At 68.9% G+C, this 23,104-nt stretch carries 18 protein-coding genes; 9 read left to right on the top strand and 9 right to left on the bottom strand.

What is annotated here, in order from left to right:
- Window positions 1–3 precede the first annotated feature (3 nt).
- Complete coding sequence (locus tag IEW34_RS17410) at window positions 4–1,065, bottom strand: hypothetical protein (protein WP_188610488.1); 1,062 nt, start codon at window positions 1,063–1,065, stop codon at window positions 4–6.
- A 208-nt stretch (window positions 1,066–1,273) separates the two neighbouring features.
- Between IEW34_RS17410 and IEW34_RS17415 the strand changes: the two genes are divergently transcribed.
- Window positions 1,274–1,867, top strand: coding sequence for a superoxide dismutase (locus IEW34_RS17415; protein WP_188610489.1), 594 nt, complete (start codon window positions 1,274–1,276; stop codon window positions 1,865–1,867).
- Window positions 1,868–1,882: 15 nt separating this feature from the next.
- Here IEW34_RS17415 and IEW34_RS17420 read toward each other — a convergent pair whose 3' ends face one another.
- Complete coding sequence (locus IEW34_RS17420) at window positions 1,883–2,728, bottom strand: ChbG/HpnK family deacetylase (protein ID WP_188610490.1); 846 nt, start codon at window positions 2,726–2,728, stop codon at window positions 1,883–1,885.
- Window positions 2,729–2,914: 186 nt separating this feature from the next.
- On the opposite strand from IEW34_RS17420, the gene IEW34_RS17425 reads away from it, so the two are divergent.
- Both IEW34_RS17425 and murJ read left to right on the top strand, forming a co-directional pair.
- The gene (locus IEW34_RS17425) at window positions 2,915–3,997 is read left to right on the top strand and encodes a glycosyltransferase family 2 protein (RefSeq protein ID WP_188610491.1); all 1,083 of its coding nucleotides are present in this window, start codon (window positions 2,915–2,917) and stop codon (window positions 3,995–3,997) included.
- On the top strand, window positions 3,997–5,526 hold the full coding sequence (gene murJ / locus IEW34_RS17430) for a murein biosynthesis integral membrane protein MurJ (RefSeq protein ID WP_188610492.1): 1,530 nt from the start codon (window positions 3,997–3,999) through the stop codon (window positions 5,524–5,526). Before IEW34_RS17425 ends, murJ begins: the two co-directional genes overlap by 1 nt.
- 159 nt (window positions 5,527–5,685) lie before the next feature.
- Here the strand turns inward: murJ and IEW34_RS17435 are convergent, their stop codons facing one another.
- The 3 genes from IEW34_RS17435 to IEW34_RS17445 all read right to left on the bottom strand — a co-directional run bounded on the left by IEW34_RS17435 (window position 5,686) and on the right by IEW34_RS17445 (window position 9,339).
- On the bottom strand, window positions 5,686–6,222 hold the full coding sequence (locus tag IEW34_RS17435) for a nuclear transport factor 2 family protein (protein WP_188610493.1): 537 nt from the start codon (window positions 6,220–6,222) through the stop codon (window positions 5,686–5,688).
- Between the two features lie 155 nt (window positions 6,223–6,377).
- Window positions 6,378–7,763, bottom strand: a complete 1,386-nt coding sequence (locus IEW34_RS17440; RefSeq protein WP_188610494.1) for a M20/M25/M40 family metallo-hydrolase — start codon at window positions 7,761–7,763, stop codon at window positions 6,378–6,380.
- 52 nt (window positions 7,764–7,815) lie between these two features.
- The gene (locus IEW34_RS17445) at window positions 7,816–9,339 is read right to left on the bottom strand and encodes a helicase HerA-like domain-containing protein (protein WP_188610495.1); all 1,524 of its coding nucleotides are present in this window, start codon (window positions 9,337–9,339) and stop codon (window positions 7,816–7,818) included.
- Between the two features lie 401 nt (window positions 9,340–9,740).
- Here IEW34_RS17445 and IEW34_RS17450 point away from each other — a divergent pair, with 401 nt between their 5' ends.
- Complete coding sequence (locus IEW34_RS17450; RefSeq protein WP_188610496.1) at window positions 9,741–11,681, top strand: methylmalonyl-CoA mutase family protein; 1,941 nt, start codon at window positions 9,741–9,743, stop codon at window positions 11,679–11,681.
- A gap of 101 nt (window positions 11,682–11,782) precedes the next feature.
- Complete coding sequence (gene scpA / locus IEW34_RS17455) at window positions 11,783–13,945, top strand: methylmalonyl-CoA mutase (protein ID WP_188610497.1); 2,163 nt, start codon at window positions 11,783–11,785, stop codon at window positions 13,943–13,945.
- A 4-nt stretch (window positions 13,946–13,949) separates the two neighbouring features.
- Here scpA and IEW34_RS17460 read toward each other — a convergent pair whose 3' ends face one another.
- A complete protein-coding gene (locus IEW34_RS17460) occupies window positions 13,950–14,378 on the bottom strand; it encodes an anthrone oxygenase family protein (RefSeq protein ID WP_188610498.1) in 429 nt (142 codons plus the stop codon).
- Between the two features lie 293 nt (window positions 14,379–14,671).
- On the opposite strand from IEW34_RS17460, the gene IEW34_RS17465 reads away from it, so the two are divergent.
- A complete protein-coding gene (locus IEW34_RS17465) occupies window positions 14,672–16,048 on the top strand; it encodes a cytochrome P450 (RefSeq protein WP_188610499.1) in 1,377 nt (458 codons plus the stop codon).
- Window positions 16,049–16,084: 36 nt separating this feature from the next.
- Here IEW34_RS17465 and IEW34_RS17470 read toward each other — a convergent pair whose 3' ends face one another.
- Window positions 16,085–17,092 (bottom strand): alpha/beta hydrolase, encoded by a 1,008-nt coding sequence (locus tag IEW34_RS17470; protein WP_188610500.1) that lies wholly within the window; start codon window positions 17,090–17,092, stop codon window positions 16,085–16,087.
- 233 nt (window positions 17,093–17,325) lie between these two features.
- On the opposite strand from IEW34_RS17470, the gene meaB reads away from it, so the two are divergent.
- Complete coding sequence (gene meaB / locus IEW34_RS17475) at window positions 17,326–18,297, top strand: methylmalonyl Co-A mutase-associated GTPase MeaB (protein WP_373288268.1); 972 nt, start codon at window positions 17,326–17,328, stop codon at window positions 18,295–18,297.
- A 127-nt stretch (window positions 18,298–18,424) separates the two neighbouring features.
- Entirely contained in the window at window positions 18,425–19,099 is a 675-nt protein-coding gene (locus tag IEW34_RS17480) for a pyroglutamyl-peptidase I family protein (RefSeq protein ID WP_188610501.1), read from the top strand.
- Here IEW34_RS17480 and IEW34_RS17485 read toward each other — a convergent pair.
- Window positions 19,059–19,829 (bottom strand): SDR family NAD(P)-dependent oxidoreductase, encoded by a 771-nt coding sequence (locus IEW34_RS17485; RefSeq protein WP_188610742.1) that lies wholly within the window; start codon window positions 19,827–19,829, stop codon window positions 19,059–19,061. The genes IEW34_RS17480 and IEW34_RS17485 overlap by 41 nt on opposite strands.
- A 174-nt stretch (window positions 19,830–20,003) precedes the next feature.
- Here IEW34_RS17485 and IEW34_RS17490 point away from each other — a divergent pair, with 174 nt between their 5' ends.
- The gene (locus IEW34_RS17490; RefSeq protein WP_188610502.1) at window positions 20,004–20,792 is read left to right on the top strand and encodes an FkbM family methyltransferase; all 789 of its coding nucleotides are present in this window, start codon (window positions 20,004–20,006) and stop codon (window positions 20,790–20,792) included.
- Here IEW34_RS17490 and IEW34_RS17495 read toward each other — a convergent pair.
- The gene (locus IEW34_RS17495) at window positions 20,776–22,101 is read right to left on the bottom strand and encodes an adenylate/guanylate cyclase domain-containing protein (protein WP_188610503.1); all 1,326 of its coding nucleotides are present in this window, start codon (window positions 22,099–22,101) and stop codon (window positions 20,776–20,778) included. The two genes, IEW34_RS17490 and IEW34_RS17495, sit on opposite strands and share 17 nt — an antisense overlap.
- Between the last annotated feature and the right edge of the window lie 1,003 nt (window positions 22,102–23,104).

Consider the following 23,104-nt stretch of genomic DNA (forward strand, 5'->3'; position numbering starts at 1 on the left):
GGCTCAGCTCATCTCGCCTTTCGACACATGCTCCTTGAGCGCGTCGAGTGACGCGAAGCGCAGGACGCCGGTCGCAGTCTCGGCCTCGATCGAACCATCCGAGTACATCACATACAGCGTGCTTCCGGCGGTATAGGTGCCGACCACCGTGGGGGACGCAGCCTGGGCGGCCTCGGATGCGGGCGTCGAGGCCGGCTCATCGACAGGCTCATCGAGAGCCTCTTCGAGAGGCTCTTCGGCAGGCTCTGGGGCAGGCGGTCGCGGCTCCGGTCGCTCGGCACGGAGCGGCTCCGGCCGTTCGGGCCACTCGGGGCGTGGCGGCTCGGCCGGCTCGGGGCGAAGCGGGTCCGGCCGCTCGGGGCGCAGCGGCCCGGGCCGCTCGGTGCGAATCGGCACGTCGGCGGTGGCCTCGGCGGGCTCGGGGAGGATCGGCGGCACCGGGGGCGCCGCCCGATCGCGCACGCGGCCGAACAGCGCGCCGATGCGGCTCGTTCGGGCCGCTTCATCTGGCTGGGCCGGCCGGGACCCGAGCGGCAGGGGGACCCGCGGCGGTGGCGCCATGGTTTCGGAGACCGTGATCCGGGTATCACGCTCATCGAGCGGCTCGACCGCTCCATCGCGGCCGGCCGGGGGCACGATCGGGGTATCGCGCTCAGCCCGCACCGGGACTGCCCGCTCCGGGGCCTTCTCGCCAGCCGGCTTGCTCACCCCGTCGGCCTCATCGTCCTTGAGAGGCACGAGGGGTGGCACGGACGGAGCCTTGGGGGCCTGCCCCGGCAGGTCCGGCAGCGCCGGCCGGAGCGCGGTGCGTGGCGCTGCCGCAGCGACCGCCTCGACGTCCGGCACCAGTTCCGGGTGAGCCGCCTCGAGATGGTCGGGCAGCCGGTGCAACGCCCGCACGATCAGCGCGAGAGCGAAGACGATGAAGCCGGACGAGGCGAACATGCTGCCCGCGATGATCCAGGTCCAGCCGCGTTCCATCACGATCAGGGGAATGCCCCAATAGATCGAGTAAAACCCGCCGCCGACCAGCGCCAGGGCAAGGACAAACAGCACGTTCACCATAGCGGGGCCTCAGGGAGTGTGAGGCGCGGATGCGCACGCAACATAAGTCTCAGGACTCTTGATATATGCCATTGGGGCATGTGGCCAGATGAACCGAGCGCTTGCCGTCGCGCTATGGCTTGCCGCCATCGCGGCCGGGCCTTAACTAGCCTGGCATCCGGGCGTCGCATCGGCGCCATCGGACCTGCGGAACCCAAGGAAGGAAGCCATGACCTTCACGCTGCCCGACCTGCCCTACGCCTATGACGCCCTCCTGCCCCACATGTCGAAGGAGACGCTGGAGTACCACCACGACAAGCACCACAAGGCTTACGTGGACACCGGCAACAAGCTGCTCGCCGGTACCGATCTGGAAGGCAAGAGCGTCGAAGAGGTCGTCAAGGCTGCCTTCGGCAAGAACCAGCCGCTCTTCAACAACGCCGGCCAACACTATAACCACCTCCATTTCTGGCAGTGGATGAAGCCCAACGGCGGCGGCGCCGTTCCGGGCGCGCTGGAGAAGAAGATCATCGCCGATCTCGGCTCCGTCGATAAATTCAAGGAAGACTTCATTCAGGCCGGCGTCGGCCAGTTCGGCTCCGGCTGGGCGTGGCTCGCCGTCAAGAACGGCAAACTCGAGATCATGAAGACGCCGAACGGCGAGAACCCGCTGGTCCATGGCGCCAAGCCGATCCTCGGCGTCGACGTGTGGGAGCATTCCTACTACATCGACTATCGCAATCGCCGAGCCGACTATCTGAAGGCGTTCATCGACAACCTGGTGAACTGGGAGCACGTCGAGAAACTCTTCAACGAGGCTTGATCGGCCGGCTTCCCGTCAGTGCCAATCCCGTGCGAGGCGCATCCGCGCCGCCTCGCACACCTCCTCGAGGTCACGGGAAACCAGGAACATGAGTTCGCGCGGCCGCGATTCGACCGCTGGGTCGAGGCCGCGCAGTTCGTCGTCGACGTAGCCGGGATGGCACATCACCAGGTGCCGCTGGCCCGGAGCGATCAGGTAGGTCGCGAACTCCCCCGCATAGTCGCCGGCCGCTGCGAAGCGGCTGAAGCCGGCGAACCCCGCGTTGGTGGCGAACCCCGATCGCCGGGCCGCAGCGGCGAAACCGTGGGCGAACAGACGGAGCAGCAGCGCCTTGCGTGTGCAATGGCGCCGGGCGAGAATCGCCGCCGGCATGTCGCCGGGGTCGCGGATCCACAGGCGGCCGGCAAGCCCCTCTCCGCCAAGGACGGCGAGCAGTTGCTCGCGCACGCCCGGCAGCACATGCACGTGCTGATGTCCGTCCACGTAGTCGGGCATGCGGCCGAGGCCCTCGCCGAAAGCATCCAATTGCGCCGCGATCTCGGCCCGCAGCTCCGCCGCCACGAGTCGGCCGGCGAAGGCCCGGCGCACGATCTCGCCGAGGGGCCGGAAGCGGCCAGCCGCGGCAAGGCTCGGCGCCCGCGTCAGCGGCTCGCCCAACGTCAGGTTGAGGTGCAGGCCCACGCTGAGCGGCCGACCGAGAGCGCCGAGCGCGGGCGCCAGACGCCGCCATTGAGGCCGGTTGGTCATCGCGCTGGTCGCTCCGAGGCGCCCGGCGGCGGCAAGCTCCAAAATCCCGCGGCTGACGCCATCGGTGAGTGCGTAATCGTCGGCGCAAAGGATGAAGGGTTTGAGGGCAGGCATGTCCATCCGCAAGCTTGGATGCCGGGGAACGCATCCTCATGTTGACATCGCAGGCCCGGCGCGGCCACGCCGCAATTCCGCGGTCGTATTCGCGGCGGCGGCGCTGAGATAGGCTTTCCACCCTGCGGGTGGACCTCGAGCGGGCTTTTGTTGCGGCCGATGCAGGCACCCGGGAGCGGACCCGACATGTCCCAGTTCAAACCCACGCCCCCCTTGAGATCGGTCGCCGCCGCGCGCGCGGCCGGCGAGAGCCGCACGCGGCCGGACGTCGAGCTCTCGGTGGTGGTTCCGGTCTACAATGAGCAGAGCAACATCGCGCCGCTGCTGGCACGCCTGCGCCCGGTGCTCGAGCGCCTGGCAGCGCACTATGAGATCATCTTCGTCAACGACGGCAGCCGCGACGAGACGGTCGTCGCCATCAGGGCGGAGCGCGCCGCCGATCCGCGCATCGGCCTGCTGTCGTTCAGCCGCAACTTCGGCAAAGAGATCGCCATTGCCGCCGGCCTGGAGCATGCCCGCGGCCGCGCCGTCGTGCTGATGGACGCGGACCTGCAGCACCCGCCCGAACTGATCGCGGACTTCGTCGCCAAATGGCACGAGGGTTACCAGATGGTCTTTGCCGAGCGGAGCGACCGCGCTGCCGATGCGCCGGCGCGGCGCTGGCTGGCCCGCGCCTTCTACCGGCTGTTCAGCGCCCTGGGCGAGGTGACGTTGCCGGTCGGCGCCGGAGACTTCCGCCTCATCGACCGGGCGGCTGCCGATGCCTTGGGGACCATGGGCGAGCGCGCGCGCTTCTCCAAGGGCCTCTATGCCTGGGTCGGCTTCTCGTCCGTCGGCGTGCCCTACACCGTTGCCGAGCGCGAGAGCGGCTCGTCGAAATTCAACCTGCGGCGCCTGGTGCATTTCGCCCTCGACGGGATCACCTCGTTTTCGACCGCGCCCCTGCGGGTGTCGACCTACTTCGGCCTCATCATCTCGGCCGCGTCGATCGCGTCGGCGGCCTTCTTCCTGATCAGGACAATGTTGTTCGGCACCGATCTGCCGGGCTATCCGTCGCTGATCGTGTCGATCATGTTCTTTTCGGGCATCCAGTTGCTGTCCCTCGGCGTGATCGGCGAGTATATCGGGCGCATCTTCGCCGAGGTGAAAGGCCGCCCCCTGTACATTCTGGCTGAATCGCTGGAGCCGCGGATCCAAGCCGACATGGGCTCGGGCGAACCGCCGGCTCCTCCCCATCCTGCCGACCATCCCCTGTCCAACAGCCGCTGATGCTCCGCAAGATCCTGTCGGTCGGCGGCTTCACGCTGCTCTCGCGGCTCACCGGCTTCGTCCGCGACGTGATGATGGCCGCCGTCATGGGCATCGGCCCGGTGGCCGACGCCTTCGTTGTGGCCTTCAAGCTGCCGAACCACTTCCGCGCCATCTTCGGCGAGGGCGCGCTCAACGCCGCCTTCGTCCCGGCCTATTCACGCATCCACGAGACCCGGGGGAGCGAAGCCGCCCGCCTGTTCTCCGATCGGCTGTGGACGGCGATGGTGGCGCTGCAGGCCGTCCTCCTCGTGCTGGCCTGGATCTTCATGCCGCAGCTGGTCGAGCTGCTGGCGCCCGGCTTCGTGGCCGAGCCGCAGAAGTTCGAACTCGCCGTCACGCTGACCCGGATCACCTTCCCCTACCTGCTGTTCATCACGCTGGTCACGCTGATCTCGGGGGAGCTCAACGCCGTCGACCGCTTCGCGGCCGCAGCGGCCGCACCCATCCTGCTCAACGTCGCCATGGTGGCGGCGCTCGCGGTCGCCTTCCTGTTCCCCACCGCCGGCCACGCGGTCGCGTGGGGAGTCACCATCTCCGGCCTGCTGCAGCTCGCCCTGGTCGTCGCTGACGCGCGCCGGGCCGGCATCGGCCCCCGCTGGCGCAGGCTCGCGTGGGACGACGACATGCGCCGCTTCTTCAAGGTGCTCGGGCCGGCGGTCGTCGGCTCGGCCGGCGTGCAGATCGCCATGTTCGCCGACACGATCATCGCCTCCCTCCTGCCCACCGGCGCCGTATCGTCGATCTACTACGCCGATCGCCTCTACCAGCTGCCCGTGGGCGTGGTCGGCATCGCCGCCGGTACGGTGCTACTGCCGGAGATGAGCCGCAAGCTGGCGCTCCACGACGTTAGCGGCGCGCACGGCGCACAGAACCGCTCGATGGCGCTGACCCTGCTGCTCGCCGCGCCGTTCGCCGTGGCGTTCCTGACGGTGCCGACGCTGATCATGCAGGCCCTCTTCGGACGTGGCGCCTTCACCGCCGCGGATGCCGCCGCCTCCGGCGCCGTGCTCGCCGCTTACGCCATCGGACTGCCCGCGATCGTGCTGATCCGCTCGGCGGTGGCGAGCTTCTATGCCCGCCACGACACCACCACGCCGCTCATCGCCTCGCTCACCGCGGTGGCCGTCAACGTCGCGCTGAAGATCGTGCTGGCGCAGGACTGGGGCGCGCCCGGGCTGGCCGCCGCGACGGCTGTCGGCGCCTGGGTCAATGTCGCGCTGCTCATCGTGTTGGCCACGCGCCGCGACTGGATGAGCACCACCCCCGTCTTCCTCCGGACCGTCGCCTGCATCGCGGTGGCCGCCGCCGCCCTGATCGTCACGACCGTGCTGCTCGATCCGATCGCCGCAGGCTGGGCGGCAACGCTCCCCGCCTGGCAGGCGGAGGCGCACCTGGCCGTGCTGGCCCTTGCCGGGCTCGTCGTCTACGGCGGGCTGAGCGTTGCGGGGCTGAAGCTTACGGGCGTCGGCTGGCGCGGCCTGCGCTGAGCGGCGAGCGGCGGCAAGGACATGTCCCGATCAGATGCAATCATCCGGTCGGACCGAAAATGCCCCAGGACGACGGATCCGAAAGCGCGCGTTCAGATCGGTGAGTTCACCCGATCGGAACGCGCTCAAGCATCAGCGGCACGCAACAGTAAGCAGACGTTACCGCGGCTTCGGCACGCGGTTGGCTTGGCTGACCGCCACTTTCCAGGCGCCGTCGGTCTTCACATACACCGTGAGCCACTGGAACTGCGCGGACTTGCCGTTCCTGCGGTCCTTGATCGGGCTGACGCCGCTCAGCACCACCGTGTCGGGGCCGTAGGCCTGGATCAGCATCTGGTCGTCAGGCGCGATCTCGATCCCATCTTGGCCCGACAACAGCAGATCGATGCGCTCGCGCTTCAGGTCCGTGCGGCCATTCTCGCGGATGTGGTTGAAGCGGTCATCGTACAGCGCCTCGAGCGCGGCGCGATCCTTGCGAGCGATGGCCGTACGGATCTTCTCGCGCAGCGCAAGGATCTGCTGGGTGATCGGGTCGTCCTGCACATTCGTGGTCTGCCCCCAGGCCGCGACGGGCGCGCAGAGCAGCATTGCTCCGACCCACAGAATTCGCCAGCTTCGCATCGGCCCTGCCCCCAGCACCTCGATCGAACGAGCATTAGATCGATTCGCGCCGTCGCGCAGGGGCGGCACCCGCATCGGCTGCGAATCGGGGCGAAATTCCCGATCTCGGCAGGCACTCAAGCATTTCTAACCGATCAGATGGAACCATCTGATCGGTTAGAAATGCTCCAAGTCTTTGAATCCAGGGCACTTCTCCTTGATCGGGTGGTTCCACCCGATCAGGGAGCGCTCTAGGCCTGCGCCAGGGCCGCCAGGATGCGCGCCCAGCTGCGCGTGCCCTTGTGGAAGCTCGTCAGGTCGTACTTTTCGTTGGGCGAGTGGATGCGGTCGTCATCGAGGCCGAAGCCCACCAGCAGCGTATCGAGGCCGAGCGTCCGCTTGAAATCGCCGACGATCGGGATCGAGCCCCCCGAGCCGATGGCGAGCGCCTCCCGCCCCCATTCGTCGGTGAGCGCCTGCTGCGCCCGCTTGAGGGCGGGCATGGTGTAGGGCAGCGCCACCGCCGGGGACGAGGAGAAGGCGCCGAACTCGGCCTCGCAATCGGCCGGCAGGCGATCGCGCACGAAGGCGCGGAAGGAGGCGCGGATGCGATCGGGATCCTGGGCGCCAACGAGTCGGAAGGAGAGCTTGGCCGTCGCCTGCGCCGCGATCACCGTCTTGGCGCCGGGGCCGGTGTAGCCGCCGAAGATGCCGTTGACGTCGCAGGTCGGGCGTGACTGGATCTGCTCGATGACCATGCGGTCGCGCTCGCCGGCCGGCACCGACAGCCCGACGGGCCCCAGAAAGGTCTCCGCCGTGAGGCCGAGCCCCCGCCATTGCTCCACGACGTCGGCCGGCGGCTCTGGCACGCCGTCGTAGAACCCCGGCAAGGTCACGCGCCCTTGCGGGTCGTGCAGCGCAGCGATGATGGCGGCGAGCACGCGGATCGGGTTCTGCGCGGCACCGCCGAACAGTCCGGAGTGAAGATCCCGGTCCGCCGCCTTGACGGTGACCTCCTCGTAGACCAGCCCCCTGAGCGATACGGTGATGGCCGGCGTGCGCGGATCCCACATGCTGGTATCACAGACCAGCGCCACGTCGGCCTCCAGTTCATCGCGACGGCTCTCGACGAAACCGGGCATATGGCGGGAGCCCACCTCCTCCTCGCCCTCGACCAGCAGCGTCACGTCGACCGGCAGCGAGCCGGTGACCGCCTTGAAGGCGCGGCACGCCTCGACGAAGGTCATCACCTGGCCCTTGTCGTCGCAGGCACCGCGCGCCACGATCGCCTTGCGGCCGTCGGCCAGCGTCGCCACGCGAGGCTCGAAGGCCGGCGTCTCCCACAGCTCCACCGGATCGGCCGGCTGCACGTCGTAGTGGCCGTAGAACAGCACCCGGGGCTTGCCCGGCGCCGGCGCGCGGCCAAGCACGATCGGATGCCCTGCCGTCTCCTCCAGGCCGGCGGTGAAGCCGAGACCTGAAATGTCGCGCGCGAGCCATTCCGCGGCGCGGCGGCAGTCCCCCGCATGGGCGGGATCCGCCGACACCGACGGGATCCGCAGCCAGTCGAACAGCCGTTCGAGGGATGGGTCGAGATCTGCGTCGATCCGGGCGAGGACGGCATCGAGCTCGGACATGGAAACCTCTCGACGGACGGTGGAAGGGGGACTGAGAACGACGGCCCGGGCGCTACTGGCGTGACATCGAGCCGAGGACGCCGCGCAGGATCGCCCGGCCGATCTGGGTGCCGATGGTGCGCGCCGCCGACGACGCGACATTGCCGATGACGCGCTCGGACAAGGTCTGCGAGCCGCGGCGCCTGCCCTTGCCCGATCCGCCACCGCCCATGAGATCATCGACGACGGAGCCGAGGATGCCGCCGAGACCGGATTGCGCGGGCGGCGCCTCGTCGGGCACGCTGGCCTCGGTCCGCTTCTGCAGGAGCTCGAAGGCGGACTCCCGGTCGATGACGTTGGCGTATTTGCTCTTGAAGGGGCTCGTGTCGATGAGGGCCTGGCGCTCCTGCGCGGTGATCGGCCCGACCCGCGCGGCAGGCGGCGCCACCAGCGTGCGCTGCACGATCGACGGAGTACCTTTGTCCTCGAGCACCGACACCAGCGCCTCGCCGACGCTGAGCTCGGTGATCACCCGGGCGGCGTTGAAGGTGGGATTTTGCCGAAACGTATCGGCCGCGGCCCGGACGGCTTTCTGATCGCGCGGGGTGAAGGCACGCAGTGCGTGCTGCGCGCGGTTGCCGAGCTGGCCGAGCACCGAATCCGGCACGTCGAGCGGATTCTGCGTCACGAAATAGACGCCGACGCCCTTGGAGCGGATCAGCCGCACCACGCGCTCGACGGAATCGAGCAGCGCTTTGGGCGCACCGTCGAACAGCAGATGGGCCTCGTCGAAAAAGAAGACGAGCTTGGGCTTGTCCGGGTCGCCCACCTCCGGCAGGGCCTCGAACAGCGACGACAGCAGCCACAGCAGGAACGTCGCGTAGAGACGCGGATTGTCCATCAGCTTGTCGGCAGCGAGGATGTTGACGATGCCGCGGCCGCTGGCGTCGACGTGCAGCAGATCGTTGATGTCGAGCGCCGGCTCGCCGAAGAACTCATCGCCCTTCTGATTTTCGAGCACGAGCAGGCGGCGCTGAATGGTGCCGATCGACAGTTTCGAGACGTTGCCGTACTTGGCCGTGATGTCCTTGGCGTTGTCGGACACGAAGGTGAGGATGGCGCGCAGGTCCTTCAGATCGAGCAGCAGCAGCCCCTGCTCGTCGGCGACGCGGAAGACGATGTTGAGCACGCCCTCCTGCGTGTCGTTGAGCTCGAGCAGGCGCGCCAGCAGCAACGGCCCCATCTCCGAGATGGTGGCTCGCACGCGGTGCCCCTGCTCGCCGAACAGGTCCCAGAAGATCACCGGAAAGCGATCGGCCTTGTAGTCGAAACCCAGCTCCTTGGCCCGGTTGACGAAAGCCGGCTTGCCATCTCCGAGCTGCGAGATGCCGGACAGGTCGCCCTTGATGTCCGAGGCGAAGACGCTGACACCGGCCGCCGAAAGCCCTTCGGCCAACACTTGCAGGGTCACCGTCTTGCCGGTGCCCGTGGCTCCCGCAACCAGCCCGTGGCGGTTGGCGAGACGCAACATCAGTTCCTGGGGCTCCGGATCCTCACCCGTGCTCACGCCGATCAGGACGAAGCCGTCGTTGGCCATGTAACTGATTCCTCCGTTCGAATCGCGAAACCGGCAGCGCTCCGCAGCGCGGCGTCGCGGCAGGTCCCGCATGCGCCCAAGCAGTCGCGCCCGCTACCGCCCTTATAGGCGATGGCGGGGGGCGCGGCCAGACAAGCGGGCGCCCGGCCGGGAGGGCCCGGCGGCACGGCCATGGCGGGGCGCGATCAGCACAGGCGGCGCATCAGACTGTCAAGCAAGCGTTTGAAGCATACGCAGATCGTGGCATCTTGCGGCTGCCGGCAAGCAACGCGGCGCACAGCACTTGCGACGACCTCCTGGCGCCGAAATTGACGGTCGCGCGGCACATGCTCTAAGACCCGCGAGGGAAAGGCTCAGCACCTGTCCCGCCCACGCCCTCTCGGTGAAGGTCGCGCCGCGCCATGGACGATACCAGCCTCGCCCCCGCATTCCCGGCCTATACGGACGCCGACTGGCGTCAACTGGTCGACAAGGTCCTGAAGGGCGGAGACTTCGCCAAGAAGCTGGTCGCCCAGACCTACGAGGGCATCGCCATCCAGCCCCTCTACCCCAAGGCCGAGGGCGACACGGCGCGGGCGGTCCGCGCCGGCGACGGGCCGTGGACCACCATCCAGCGCGTCGATCATCCCGCGCCGGGCGATGCCAACCGCTACGCCCTGGCCGACCTCGAGGGCGGGGCGAGCGGTCTTGCTCTCATCCTGGCCGGGGCGCCGGCGGCGCACGGCGGCGGCGTGCGCATCGAGACCCTCGCGGATCTGACCGCCACGCTCGACGGCGTCATGCTCGATCTGGTGCATCTGCGGGTCGAGACCGCACCGTTCATGGGCCGCCATGTCGCCGCCCTGCTCGCCGCCCTCGTCGATGCGCGCAAACTGGCACCCGACGCGGTGTCCATCGACTTCGGCCTCGATCCAGTGGGCGACATGGTGCGCACGGGCGTGAGCCCGCTGCCGGTCGACGGGCTGCTCGACAGGCTCGGCGAGACGGTGCGGGACCTGGCCGCCCGCGGCTTCAAGCGCTCGCTGGTCCGTGTGGATGCACGCGCCGTGCACGAGGCCGGCGGCTCGCAGGTCGACGAACTGGCCTTCGCGCTGGCGACCGGCGTTCACTATCTGCGGGCGCTGGAGGCGCGCGGCCAGTCGCTCGAGGCGGCCCGGGACGCGCTCTCCGTGCTGCTGGCCGCGGACGACGACCAGTTCATGACCATGGCGAAGTTCCGCGCCATGCGTCTGCTCTGGGCCCGCGTCGAGGAAGCCTGCGGGCTGGCGCCGCGGCCGCTCGGCCTCGCCGCGGAGACCTCCTGGCGGATGACGACGCGGCGCGATCCCTGGGTCAACATGCTGCGGGTGACGGTCGCCGCCTTCGCCGCCGGCCTCGGCGGCGCCGATTCGGTCACCGTGCTGCCGCTCACCGCCGCGCTCGGCCTCGCCGACGGCTTTGCCCGCCGCATGGCCCGCAACACGCAGCTGATCCTGCTCGAGGAAGCCAACCTGTGGCGGGTGGCCGACCCGGCCGCCGGCGCCGGCGGCATCGAGACCCTTACCGACGAGCTCGCGCACCGCGCCTGGGATGCCTTCCAGACGATCGAAAAGACGGGCGGCATCGTCGCGGCGCTGGGCTCCGGGCAGGTCCAGTCGGGCATCGCCCAAGTTCGCGCGGCCCGCCAGAAGGCGATCGCGCAGCGCAAGGTGCAGATCACCGGCACCAGCGAGTTTCCCAACGTCCACGAGGCGGCGGTCGAGGTGTTGACGCCGGCGCAGGCCAATGCCACGCCGCACGCCGAGCGCATCGCGCCCTCCGGCCCGTTCCCCGATCTCATCGCCCAGGCGCGCGCCGGTGCCGCAATGCCGGAAGGCTTCGCCCGCGTCGCCACTCCCGTGTTCGCCGCACTGGCCAGCCATCGCGACGGCGAGGCGTTCGAAGCACTACGCGACGCCGCCGACGCCAAGCTCGCCGCGAGCGGCAGCCGCCCGAAGGTATTCCTGGCCAATCTCGGGCCGATCGCCGCCTTCACCGCACGCGCCACCTTCGCCAAGAACTTCTTCGAGGCGGGCGGCATCGAGGCTCTCTCCAACGACGGCTTCCCGTCGAACGAGGCCATGGCCGAGGCCTTCAAAGCCTCCGGGGCGCGCATCGCGTGCCTGTGCTCGTCCGATGACGTCTATGCGGCGTCCGCCGTCGAGGCGGTGGGGGCCTTGAAGGCGGCCGGCGCTGGCGAGATCTATCTGGCAGGGCGGCCCGGCGACCTGGAGGCCGCGCTCAAGGATGCGGGCGTGACGCGCTTCGTCTACGCCGGCGCCGATCTGGTCGCGACGCTGACCGAGGCGATGGAGCACGCGTGAGAGAGGGGCGACGGCGACGTCGCCCGTTTCGCCGCGATACATTGAAGGCGGCCCGGGATCAGGGCTAAGTTGAATGAGTATTTAAGAGTGGTGGCCGGCCGATGACCCGCATCCCTGACTTTACCGCCTTGGCCTACAAGGCGCCGCACCTGCCCGCGCCGGCGGCGTCGGGCGAGGCGTGGACGACGCCGGAGGGCATCGACGTCAAGTCGGTGTACACGGCGGCCGACCGCGACGGCCTCGCCTTCGTCGACACCTTGCCCGGCCTGCCGCCCTACGTCCGCGGCCCCTACCCCACCATGTACGTCAACCAGCCGTGGACGGTGCGCCAGTACGCCGGGTTCTCCACGGCCGAGGACTCCAACGCCTTCTACCGGCGCAACCTGGCCGCCGGCCAGAAGGGCCTGTCGGTCGCCTTCGACCTCGCCACCCATCGCGGCTACGACAGCGACCACCCGCGCGTCTCCGGCGACGTCGGCATGGCGGGCGTGGCGATCGATTCCATCTACGACATGCGCACGCTGTTCAGCGGCATCCCGCTCGACCAGATGAGCGTGTCGATGACCATGAACGGTGCCGTGCTGCCGGTGCTGGCCCTCTACGTCGCCGCCGCCGAGGAGCAGGGCGTGCCGCCGGAAAAACTCGCCGGCACGATCCAGAACGATATCCTCAAAGAGTTCATGGTGCGGAACACCTATATCTACCCGCCCACGCCCTCGATGCGGATCATCGGCGACATCTTCGCCTTCACCTCCGCTCACATGCCGAAATACAACTCGATCTCGATCTCCGGCTATCACATGCAGGAGGCGGGAGCGACGCAGGACCTGGAGCTCGCCTACACGCTGGCCGACGGCGTCGAGTACATCCGCGCCGGCCTCGCCGCCGGGCTGACCATCGACCAGTTCGCCCCCCGCCTGTCGTTCTTCTGGGCGATCGGCATGAACTTCTTCATGGAAGTCGCCAAGATGCGCGCCGCCCGCCTGCTGTGGGCGCGCCTGGTGAAGGACTTCAATCCCAAGAGCGACAAGTCGCTGCCGCTGCGCACCCACTCGCAGACCTCCGGCTGGTCGCTCACCGCCCAGGACGTGTTCAACAACGTGTCCCGCACCTGCCTGGAGGCCATGGCGGCGACGCAGGGCCACACCCAGTCGCTGCACACCAACGCCCTCGACGAAGCGCTGGCGCTGCCGACCGACTTCTCCGCCCGCATCGCCCGCAACACCCAGTTGTTCCTTCAGCAGGAGAGCGGCACTCCGCGCATCATCGACCCGTGGGGCGGCTCCTATTACGTCGAGCGGCTCACCGCCGAGCTCGCCAAGAAGGCCTGGGCACACATCGAGGAGGTGGAGAAGCTGGGCGGCATGGCCAAGGCCATCGAGGCCGGCATCCCCAAGCTGCGCATCGAGGAAGCGGCGGCCAAGACCCAGGCGCGCATCGACTCCGGCGCCCAGTCGGTAATCGGCGTCAACAAGTTCAAGCCGAACGGCGAGACGCCCATCGACGTGCTCAAGGTCGACAACTCGGCCGTCCGCACGCGCCAGATCGAGAAGCTGGAGCGCCTGCGCGCCGAGCGCGACCCCAAGGCGGTGGAGCAGGCCCTGGCGGCGCTGACCAAGTCGGCCGAGACCGGCGAGGGCAATCTGCTCGGCCTTGCCATCGACGCCGCTCGCCACAAGGCGACCGTCGGCGAGATCTCGGCAGCCCTCGAGCAGGTCTGGGGCCGTCACCAGGCGGAGATCCGCTCGATCTCCGGCGTCTACAAGCGGGAGGCAGGCGGCATGAGCGACACCGTGAAGCGCGTTCTCGCCCTGGTCGATACCTTCGCCGAGGAGGACGGCCGTCGGCCGCGCATCCTCGTCGCCAAGATGGGGCAGGACGGCCACGACCGCGGCCAGAAGGTGATCGCCTCGGCCTTCGCCGACCTGGGCTTCGACGTCGACATCGGCCCGTTGTTCGCCACCCCCGCAGAGGCGGCGCGCCAGGCCATCGAGAACGACGTCCACATCGTCGGCGTCTCTTCGCTCGCGGCCGGCCACCTGTCGCTGGTGCCTGAGCTCAAGGCAGCGCTCGCCGAGCAGGGCGGCCCCGACATCATGATCGTCGTCGGCGGCGTGATCCCGCCGCAGGATTTCGATGCGCTCTACAAGGCCGGCGCTGCCGCGATCTTCCCGCCCGGCACGGTCATTGCCGATGCGGCCGAAAAGCTGATCCAGGATCTGCGCCAGCGGCTCGGCTACGCCCCGAAGCAGGCGGCAGAATAGGCTTTCACGGCAAGGCCGCCCACAGCAGGATGACGGTCGCGGCGAGCCCCAGGGCGCTGCGGCCGGCATGCAGGCGGCCCCAGGCTTGCACCAACTTGCGCGTCTCAGGCCCGGCATCGGCCGGATCGGTGGCTTTCAGCCGGCTGTTCGTCGGCATGATGGCGGAGAGCGTGTAGGGCCAGTTGGCGAGGAGGACCAGCCCGCCGACCAGAAAGGCCGGGTTCCCCGTCTGCCACGCCGCCGAGGCTCCAAGGAGGAAGCCCACAATTGCCAGGCTCGCCTGCATGAGGGCGGCCCGCTCGTAGGAGCGTTGCCATTGGATGAGCATGGCGGGATCGCCGAGGGCCAGCCGCGCCGGCTGCTCGGCAACGTTGATGTAGAGGGCAGCGCCCGCAAACAGGGCAGCCACGACCAACGCCAGATACCCCGCCATCATCGTCGTACCTTTGTGTTCCGTCCCGATCGAAGAGCGGTGCGGCCACGCAACCAAGCCGGCGCGATTCACGCCGCCCGCACGAACCGCACCAGCAATGCTCTCGCCCCGCGCAGCGTTCAAGGAGCGGTAGGGCGCCGCGTTCGCCGCGGGCGAGTGGCAAGTTTTGTCTGCAAGGACATGATCGGTTGCGCTTCGATCCTTTCGGCACGACATTTCGCCGCCGGGCGTGCACCGGCAAGTTGCGGCGGCATCAGCCCCGTCGCAGGGCGTGAGCGGTCGATGGACATTGGATGAACGCACCCCCGCCCCACGCGACGATCAAGGCCGTCGTCCCGGCCGAGCGGCGCAGCAAGCTCACCACCCTGCGCTACGTCCTGCGCAATCCGCTCGAGGGCTGGCCGGAGGAGGTCTACAGCGCCCCCATGGTTCGGACCCGCACCATGGGCCACCCGACCCTGTTCGTGATGGATCCCGACCTGATCCGGGAGGTGATGGTCGAGAAGGCCGACGCCTTCCACAAGGACCCTGCCACCAAGCGCGCCCTCGGCCCCGCGTTGGGTCGCGGCATCCTGACCGCCGATGGCGCCCATTGGCGCTGGCAGCGCCGACTCGCCTCGCCCGTCTTCCGCCACGAGAATGTTCAGACCTTCCTGCCGGCCATCGTCGCCGCCGCCGGGCGTACGCACGACGAATGGGCCGACGCGGAGGGGCGCCAGATCGACGTCCTGCACGCGATGATGCGTACCACCTTCGACATCATCATCCAGACCATGCTCGCGGGCGCGCCGGACATGGACGTCGACCGCGTCGCCGAAAGCATCACCGCCTATCTGCGCACCAGCGGCTGGGCCGTCGCCATGGCGCTGCTCAGAGCCCCGTCGTGGATGCCCTATCCCGGCCGTCGCCGGGCCCGGCGCTCCGGCAGCTACCTGCGCGGCGCGCTCCAGCAGGCCATCACGGCGCGGCGCGACAGCGGCGCATCGGGCAGCGACCTCACCGGCCTGCTCCTGGCTGCATCCGACCCCGAGACCGGCCAGCGGATGGAGGACGGCGACATCGTCGACAACCTCCTCACCTTCATCGCCGCCGGCCACGAGACCACGTCGCTCACCCTGAGCTGGAGCTTCTATCTGCTGAGCCGGCATCCCGAGGTCGAGGCGAAGGTGCTTGCCGAGATCGCCGCGGTGGCCCCGCAAGGCGTCGGACCGGAGCACATCGAGCGCCTCGTCTACACGCGGCAAGTGGTGCAGGAGGCGATGCGCCTCTATCCGCCCGCTTCAGTGCTCATGCGCCTGGCGGTGGCCGACCTGACCATTGGCGCGGAAGTGGTGCCGGCGGGCACGACGGTGATCTTGCCGGTCTTCGCCATTCATCATCACGAGGCGCTGTGGACAGATCCCTATGACTTCGATCCGGATCGCTTCGGGCCGGAGGCTGTGAAGGCGCGCCATCGCTATGCCTACATCCCCTTCGGCGCCGGGCCCCGTATCTGCATCGGCATGGGCTTCGCCCTGCTGGAAGCGACCGCGATCCTCGCCACGCTGATCGCCCGTTACCGGCTGACCCCGGTGCGCGACACGCCGCCCCGGCCGTTGCTGCACGTCACGCTCCGGCCGGACGGCGGCATGCCGATGCGGATTGCGCGCCGCGCCGCTCGGACGCGTTGATCGCGGCGCATCGCGCCCGGCTGCACGAGCAGCCCATCAAGCCTGCGCCCCGCGCTCGACCGCGCGCTTGAGCGCAGCGCGCACGTCACTGTTGGAGATGAATACGTCATGGCCGATCAGGCCCCAGCCGTAGCCCGACGCGTCGACGACGCGCACGCCGAGTTGCTCCAGCCGGTCGCGCTCGGCCGAGCCGACGCGCGTTACGCCGCCCGCAAGACGCCTGGAAACGGCCAGCGCCCGGTCGCCGGTGGAGGTGAAGACGGTCAGGTGGCGCGCGAGCGGGCCGATCCGCGGCAGGCTCGCCGCGAACAGGTCGATGTCGATGTCGGGCGCCGCGAAAACGATGGCACCGATGCGGGCGGCGACGTCGGGCGTGCCGCTGGCCAGCCAGAACTGCCGGAGCGTCTCAAGCGTCAGCAATGTGCCCATGCTGTGGGCGATGATGTGCACCTTGCCGCCGGATGGGCTCTTGGCCAGCGCCTCCAGCATGTCCTGCATGGCATCGCGCGACCACAGCGCGCTCTCGCGGTCGTAGCCGTAGTCGAGTAGGTCCGCCCTGGACGGCCAACTGAAGGCGACCGGTGTCCCTTGAAAGCCGATGCCTTCCGCGATCTCGGCGACACCGATGACCGAGCTCTCGAACGATGTGTTGTAGCCGTGCACGTAGACCAGCACGTCGGTGTTCGCCGTCTGCCCCACCAACGCTGCGATCGGATCGTTCTTGCCCAGCGCCTCGACCCGGTTGATACGCCAGCGGCCGGTGACGCTCGCCGCCACGCGACCGATCAACGAGGTGCCGAGCGGCTCGAACACGACGCGGACGGCACGGGTGGCGCCTGAACGGCCGGCGCCGAACCACGGCTCCTCCGCCGCGCCGTCGATCGGTTTGCGCGTCGTCACCGCGATGACCGACGGCTCGCGCTTCTCGGGCGGCGTCAGGCTCGCCAGTGAGCCCGTGGCGTCGGTGGAGTTGCAGCCGGCGAGCGCGAATGCGGCGCCGGTCCCCAGAAATGAACGACGTGAAAGAATGGTCCTGTCTCGCATGGTCGGCCTCGCCCACCTAAGAGCAACACCGGTGAATGCACCTCTAACGGCGAGCGAAGAAGGCGAGCTTATGACGCAACGGCGACGGCCCGCGTTGCATCGCGCGCGGATTCGTGGCGAAGACACGCGGCATGGCAAATGCGGACTCGTTCTGGCGCAAGGAGTGCGAAGCGGTGGCCTCGAACCGGCAAACGATGAGCAGCGCAGCTTTGAACGGCCAACGGCGGCTCGACATGGACGACCTCGCCCGGCGCCTGGTGGCCGGTGAGCGCGGCGCCCTGGCGCGCGCCATCACCCTCGTGGAGTCGCGCCGCTCCGATCATCGTGCGGCGGCCCTCACGCTGCTGCAGCGCATCATGCCGCAGACCGGAGGCGCGATCCGTGTGGGCGTGACCGGCGTGCCGGGCGTCGGCAAATCGACGCTGATCGACATGCTCGGCTCCAATCTGACGGCCGCGGGACACAAGGTCGCAGTGCTGGCGGTCGACCCCTCGTCGGCCCGCACCGGCGGCTCGATCCTGGGCGACAAGACGCGCATGCAGCGGCTGGCCGTTGCGCCCAACGCCTTCATCCGCCCCTCTCCCAGCTCCGGCACCCTCGGCGGTGTCGCGGCCAAAACGCGCGAGACGACGTTGCTCTGCGAAGCGGCGGGCTTCGATGTGGTGATCGTCGAGACGGTCGGCGTGGGTCAATCGGAAACGACTGTCGCCGAGCTCACCGACTTCTTCCTGGTGCTGATGCTCCCCGGCGCCGGTGATGAGCTGCAGGGCATCAAAAAGGGCATCATCGAGCTCGCGGACATGATTGCGGTCAACAAGGCGGAGGGCGAGGGCCTGCGGCGGGCCCAGGCGGCGGCGGCCGAATACCTCGCCGCCCTCCACATCCTGGCGCCGGCCTCGAAGGTGTGGTCACCGCCGGTCATCACCGTGTCGGGCCTGGCCAACGAGGGCCTCGACGTTCTCTGGCGCCACATCCTCGACCATCGCGGCCGCCTGGAGGCCGCCGGCGAGCTCACCGCCAAGCGCCGAGCGCAGGAGGTGCGCTGGATGTGGACGCTGGTCGACGAGCGCCTCCAGGCGCGCCTGCGCAACGATCCGGCAGTACGTGAGCGCGTGCCGCAGATCGAGGCGGACGTCGCCGCCGGCACGACGCCGGCCACGGTGGCCGCCGCGGCGATCGCCGAGCTCGCGGGCCTGGGCGACTGAGCGCTCGGGCCTGGCAATCGAGGACGCCGACCGACACGAGGCCGGTGCCGACCTCAAGGGCTTGCAGCTTTTCCCCGAACGGGGTGCATGCTCGGCAGGACACCGCCTGCCCCACGCGAACAGGCCCATGCTGCGCATCGTCGTCACCGGCTTCGGCCCCTTCCCCGGCATGCCGGCCAACCCGACGGCGCTCCTGGCACCGGCGCTCGCCCGCTCACGCCGCCTGGCGCGGAACGGCCTCGACGTCACGGCGATCGTTCTCGACACCAGTTATGTCCGTCTCGAGCCGCGGATCGGCGCCTTGTTGGCGTCCCCCGCGCCCGACGTGCTGCTGATGCTGGGCGTCGCGGGCCGGGCCAAGGTGCTCCGGGTCGAGGCACGGGGCCTCGGGCGCGCCAACACGACGAGCGCCGATGCCGCCGGGCGCACACCGCGCCGGCGACCGCGCGGACCGTTGATTCGTCGCAGCCGTGTGGCGCTCGTCCCAGCCGTCGTGGCGCTGCGCCGCCGCAGGCTGCCGGCCGATCGGTCGATCGACGCAGGACGCTACCTATGCAACGCGGCCTATCACGAGGCGCTCGGCCAGGCGGACGGCACGCTCGTCGTGTTCGTGCACGTGCCAAAGCCGCGCCCGCATGCAGGCACGCGGCGCAGGGGCCGGCCCTCGCGGCCGCCGCTTCTGCACATGGAACAGGGGCTGACCGATCTCGTGCTGCTGCTCGCACGCGCGGCATGGCGCCTGCGAGCAGACGCGCATCGCCCTACAGCGTCGAGACGCGATGGCCGCCGTCGACGGCGATGACCTCGCCGGTCATCCAGCTCGATGCGTCGGTGGAGAGCAGCAGCAACGCTCCGTCGAGCTCCTGCGGCCGGCCCAGCCTGCGCATGGGAATGCGCTTCACCATCGCTTCACCGGTCTCGGTGTGGAAGAAATCGCTGTTGATATCGGTCTCGATGTAGCCGGGCGCCAGGGCATTGACACGGATGCCATAGCGCGCCCACTCGAGCGCGAGCGCCTTGGTCATCTGCACCACTGCCGCCTTGGATGCGGCATAGGGTACGAGCGCACCGGCAACTCGCTCCGCCAGGATCGACGCGATGTTGACGATCACGCCCGGCCGCCCGGCCTTCTGCCAGCGGCGACCGAGGTCGGCGCAAACCAACCAGACACCGCGTAAATTGGTGGCGATGACGTCGTCGAAGTCGGGAGCGCTGAGCTGCAGGGCCGGGTAGGGTCGCGAGATGCCTGCGTTGTTGACGACCACATCGATCGGCCCGAGCGCGGCCTCCGCTTCGCTCACCGCGGCCGCCACGGAGGCCTCGTCGGCCACATCGAGGCTGACGGCAAGCGCCTGCGCGGCGCCCAGCTGCCGCAGTTCTTCCACAAGGCTCGCCAGCCGGTCGGCGCGGCGGGCGCCGACCGAAACAACGGCGCCATTCGCCGCGTACAGGCGGGCGAAATGCGCTCCCAGACCTCCGGACGCCCCGGTGACGAAAACGTGCTTTCCTTTGATGAGCGCTCCGAGATCCATAACTCCTCCCCTTGCGGCCGCGACGCGATCAGGACCGACTTCGATGACTTGGCGCCTCAGAAAGACTTGGCACCTCAGAATGACTTGGCACCCCAGAATGACTTGCCACCCCAAATGGCCGGGGCCGACTGTCCGCCGTGGCAGCCGCACGGCCACCGTGGCCGGCATAGAACCATGAGCGGACCCTTTGCCATGCCGCACGACAAGGTCAAGCCCGGGCGGACGCTGCGGCTGGCCGGCCATGCCATCGTCGTCGACGACGATCAGCCGACATTCTGGGACAAGGTTGAGCAGGGGCGCTGGGAGCCCGGCACCATCGCCGTCCTGGCGGACAGCGTCGGACCGCACACGACCTTCCTCGATCTCGGCGCCTGGGTGGGTCCCACGACGCTGATCGCCGCGGCGGCAGGCGCGCGGTGCATCGCTGTCGAAGCGGACCCCAGCGCGCTCGCGCAGCTCCGCCGCAACCTGGCCGCCAATGCAGCGCTGCCGGGCCGGGTCACGGTGGTCGACCGGGCCGTCAGCGCCGCGCCCGGGCTCGTCCGCCTGGGCGCCCGCCGCAAGCCGGGCGACTCGATGTCGAGCGTGCTGCTGACGGGCTCCGCCACGACCTGGGACAGCGAGGCGATCACGCCGGCCGATCTCGCCGTCCTGGTCGGTTCGGCGCCGGACCTCTTCATCAAGATCGACATCGAGGGCGGCGAGTTCGGCCTGGCTCCGGCCCTGGCGCCGCTGCTGGCGGGGCCGCGGGTCAGCGTCTTGCTGTCGCTGCACCCCTCGATTCTGCGGGACGGCGTGGGCGCCGACGCCGCGCTGGGCCAGGTGACGCGTGCACTCGCTCCGTTCACCGGCTGGGGCGCCCGTCCTGTCGGCACGGAGGTGGGCGAGCCGCAGACGCCGCGGCCGCAGGCCATCCTCGACGGCCGCCAGAGCGACGAATGGCTGCTCACCAAGGTGTCCTGACGCGCGCCAGCTCGTCGTTGCGCTGAAGCGGAACGTAGAGCAGGTCGATCGGGGCTGCGACGCCTTCGACAGTCTCGCCGGCGCGGCTCAGGAACTGATGGCTCTCGAAGCCTTGAGTTCGGGCGCGCTCGAATGTTGCCCTGTCGACGACCGCGCGGGCGCCGATGACCTTGTTGTGCTTCTCCAGCTTGGCCGCAAGGTTGGCGGCCTCGCCGATCACCGTGAACTCGAGCCGGTCGCGATCGCCGACGGTCCCGAACAACACCCGGCCGGCGACGACCGAAAGGCCGATATCGAGAGCCGGGCGGCCCTGCGCGATAAGGTCCTGCTTGAACCGCTCGGCCGCCTCGACAAGCGCCGTGAGCGCCGTGAGCGCGTCGGCCGACTCGGTCTCGCTCGGGCGCGTGCAACCGAATGTCGCCAGGATGCCATCGCCCAGATACTTGTCGATAGAGCCGCCGTGACCGGCGATGACCAACCCCATGGCACGCTGGTAGTCGACGACCAGCTTCAGCACGTCGTTGGGATCGAGTTCCTGCACCAGCCGGGAAAAGCCGCGGATATCGGTTACCAGCACGGCGCAATCGCGCGCCTCCCCCCGTCCGGGCTCGAGCAGATCGGAGTTGGTGATGCGGTCGGCAATCTCGGGGTCGAAGAAGCGGGACAGATCTTCCGTCGCAGACGTCTCCACGGCCGCCGTCACCAACTGATGACGGCCGCGCATAATGGCGATGGTCAGGACGCCGGTGACCAGGAGGATCGCGACGATCTTCTCGACCTCGGCGCCGACGAGCAGTCGATTCGACGTCAGATAGACGTCGAAATCATGGGTCACTTCCACGTTGGGGGCCGACAGCGCATTACAGACCACGACGATCCAGCCGACGGAGGCGACCAGGCCTGCGGTGATGACCGACCATGGCTCGAACCGGAGTGCACGGACGGCGATGAACAGAAATACGAAAAGGAACGTGGGCGCCTTCAGGGAAAACGACGCCGGTTGGCCATACTGCCAGTTGAAGCTCCAGATGAGGCCGTAGAGCACGGCAAAGTCGGCGATAGTGACGATAAGGACGGCGCCCCGGTTCATCTTGCGCGCGTACGCCAGCATCAGGCGTATGATGGCAATGGTCAGGCCCAACGCGACGGCGACGGGAACGGGGCGCATCTCTGTCATGGATGTGAACATCTTGGGCGAGATCAAATAGAGCCCGCCCAGAAACAGCGTACTGGCAAAGACGAGCCAGCCGGCCATGATCTCGGCCGCGGCCATCTCATGGTCGACGATGGCTTGGGCGCGCGGCGGCAATCGCCCCCATCCGCGGCCCACATGCCGGCGGAACCATCCGGGTCTCTTACCGCATGACGCGGCCGCATCCGGCTCATCACTCTCGCAGGACGCCAGAAGGGCCATGGGGCCAGCCAGCGGCCCGCGCCTCCCCGCCTGAGATGCGCCGCCAGCAGGATGCGCCGACCGGGTGGACTGAAGCATGCCTAGAGCCCTGCCTTCATTGATGCATCATCGCCGCTCGGACACCTCGGGCAGCCGCGTGCCCCACAACCGTGTCAATTCTTGGGGGCCGCGTCCGATACCGCTTGCCAATCGTCCGACTCGTTGGCGCCTGGCCAAGTCCGATCGGCGTTTGAGCGAGAGTCTCCCGGCGCCGGCCAATGACCCACATGGTGGTATGACATAACGTCGAATGGGTCGATTTCGGAAATACGCAACACGAACGGCGTAATGCCTTCGTCCATCGCTCGCGGCACCGTGTCGCGGACGCGGGAAGCCAAGACTTCGAACGGCCGGTCGGACGAAGCGGCGCCTAGACGGCAGCAGCGCCGCCAACGTCATGCTCGGGGCCGCCGCGGACGACATCACGCGACGGAAAAAAGGCGCTCGAAGAGCTGGAGCATTTCGCTATTGGATGAGGTCATCCATGCCGGACTGCTCTTCATCCTTTGAATGGAGCACTTCATTTGCGCGCTCGACAATCGCGATCGGCTCCAAACGAGCATCTGATCGGAAAAAGCGCTTCGATCATCCGGCTGTTCGCGACGCGGCAGAAAAGACATACCGGGGGCACGGCAGGACGAGGGCCATGAGCCCGCTCGTCGAGGCGGCTCGCCGCTGCCCCCACCGCCTGAGGCCGGCAGCCCGGCGGTCAATTCCACGACGGCATCGCCCAAAGGCGGAGGGACCGCACAGGTGAACTGCCCCATCCCTCAGGATGGGGCATGTTCTCGCATTGGTGCGCTCAGGCGTCCGTCTGGGCGCGCTTGCGCGGCCCCGCCGATGTGCGCTTGGCAACAGC

The sequence above is a fragment of the Chelatococcus reniformis genome, from assembly GCF_014640075.1.
Classification (GTDB): Bacteria; Pseudomonadota; Alphaproteobacteria; order Rhizobiales; family Beijerinckiaceae; genus Camelimonas; species Camelimonas reniformis.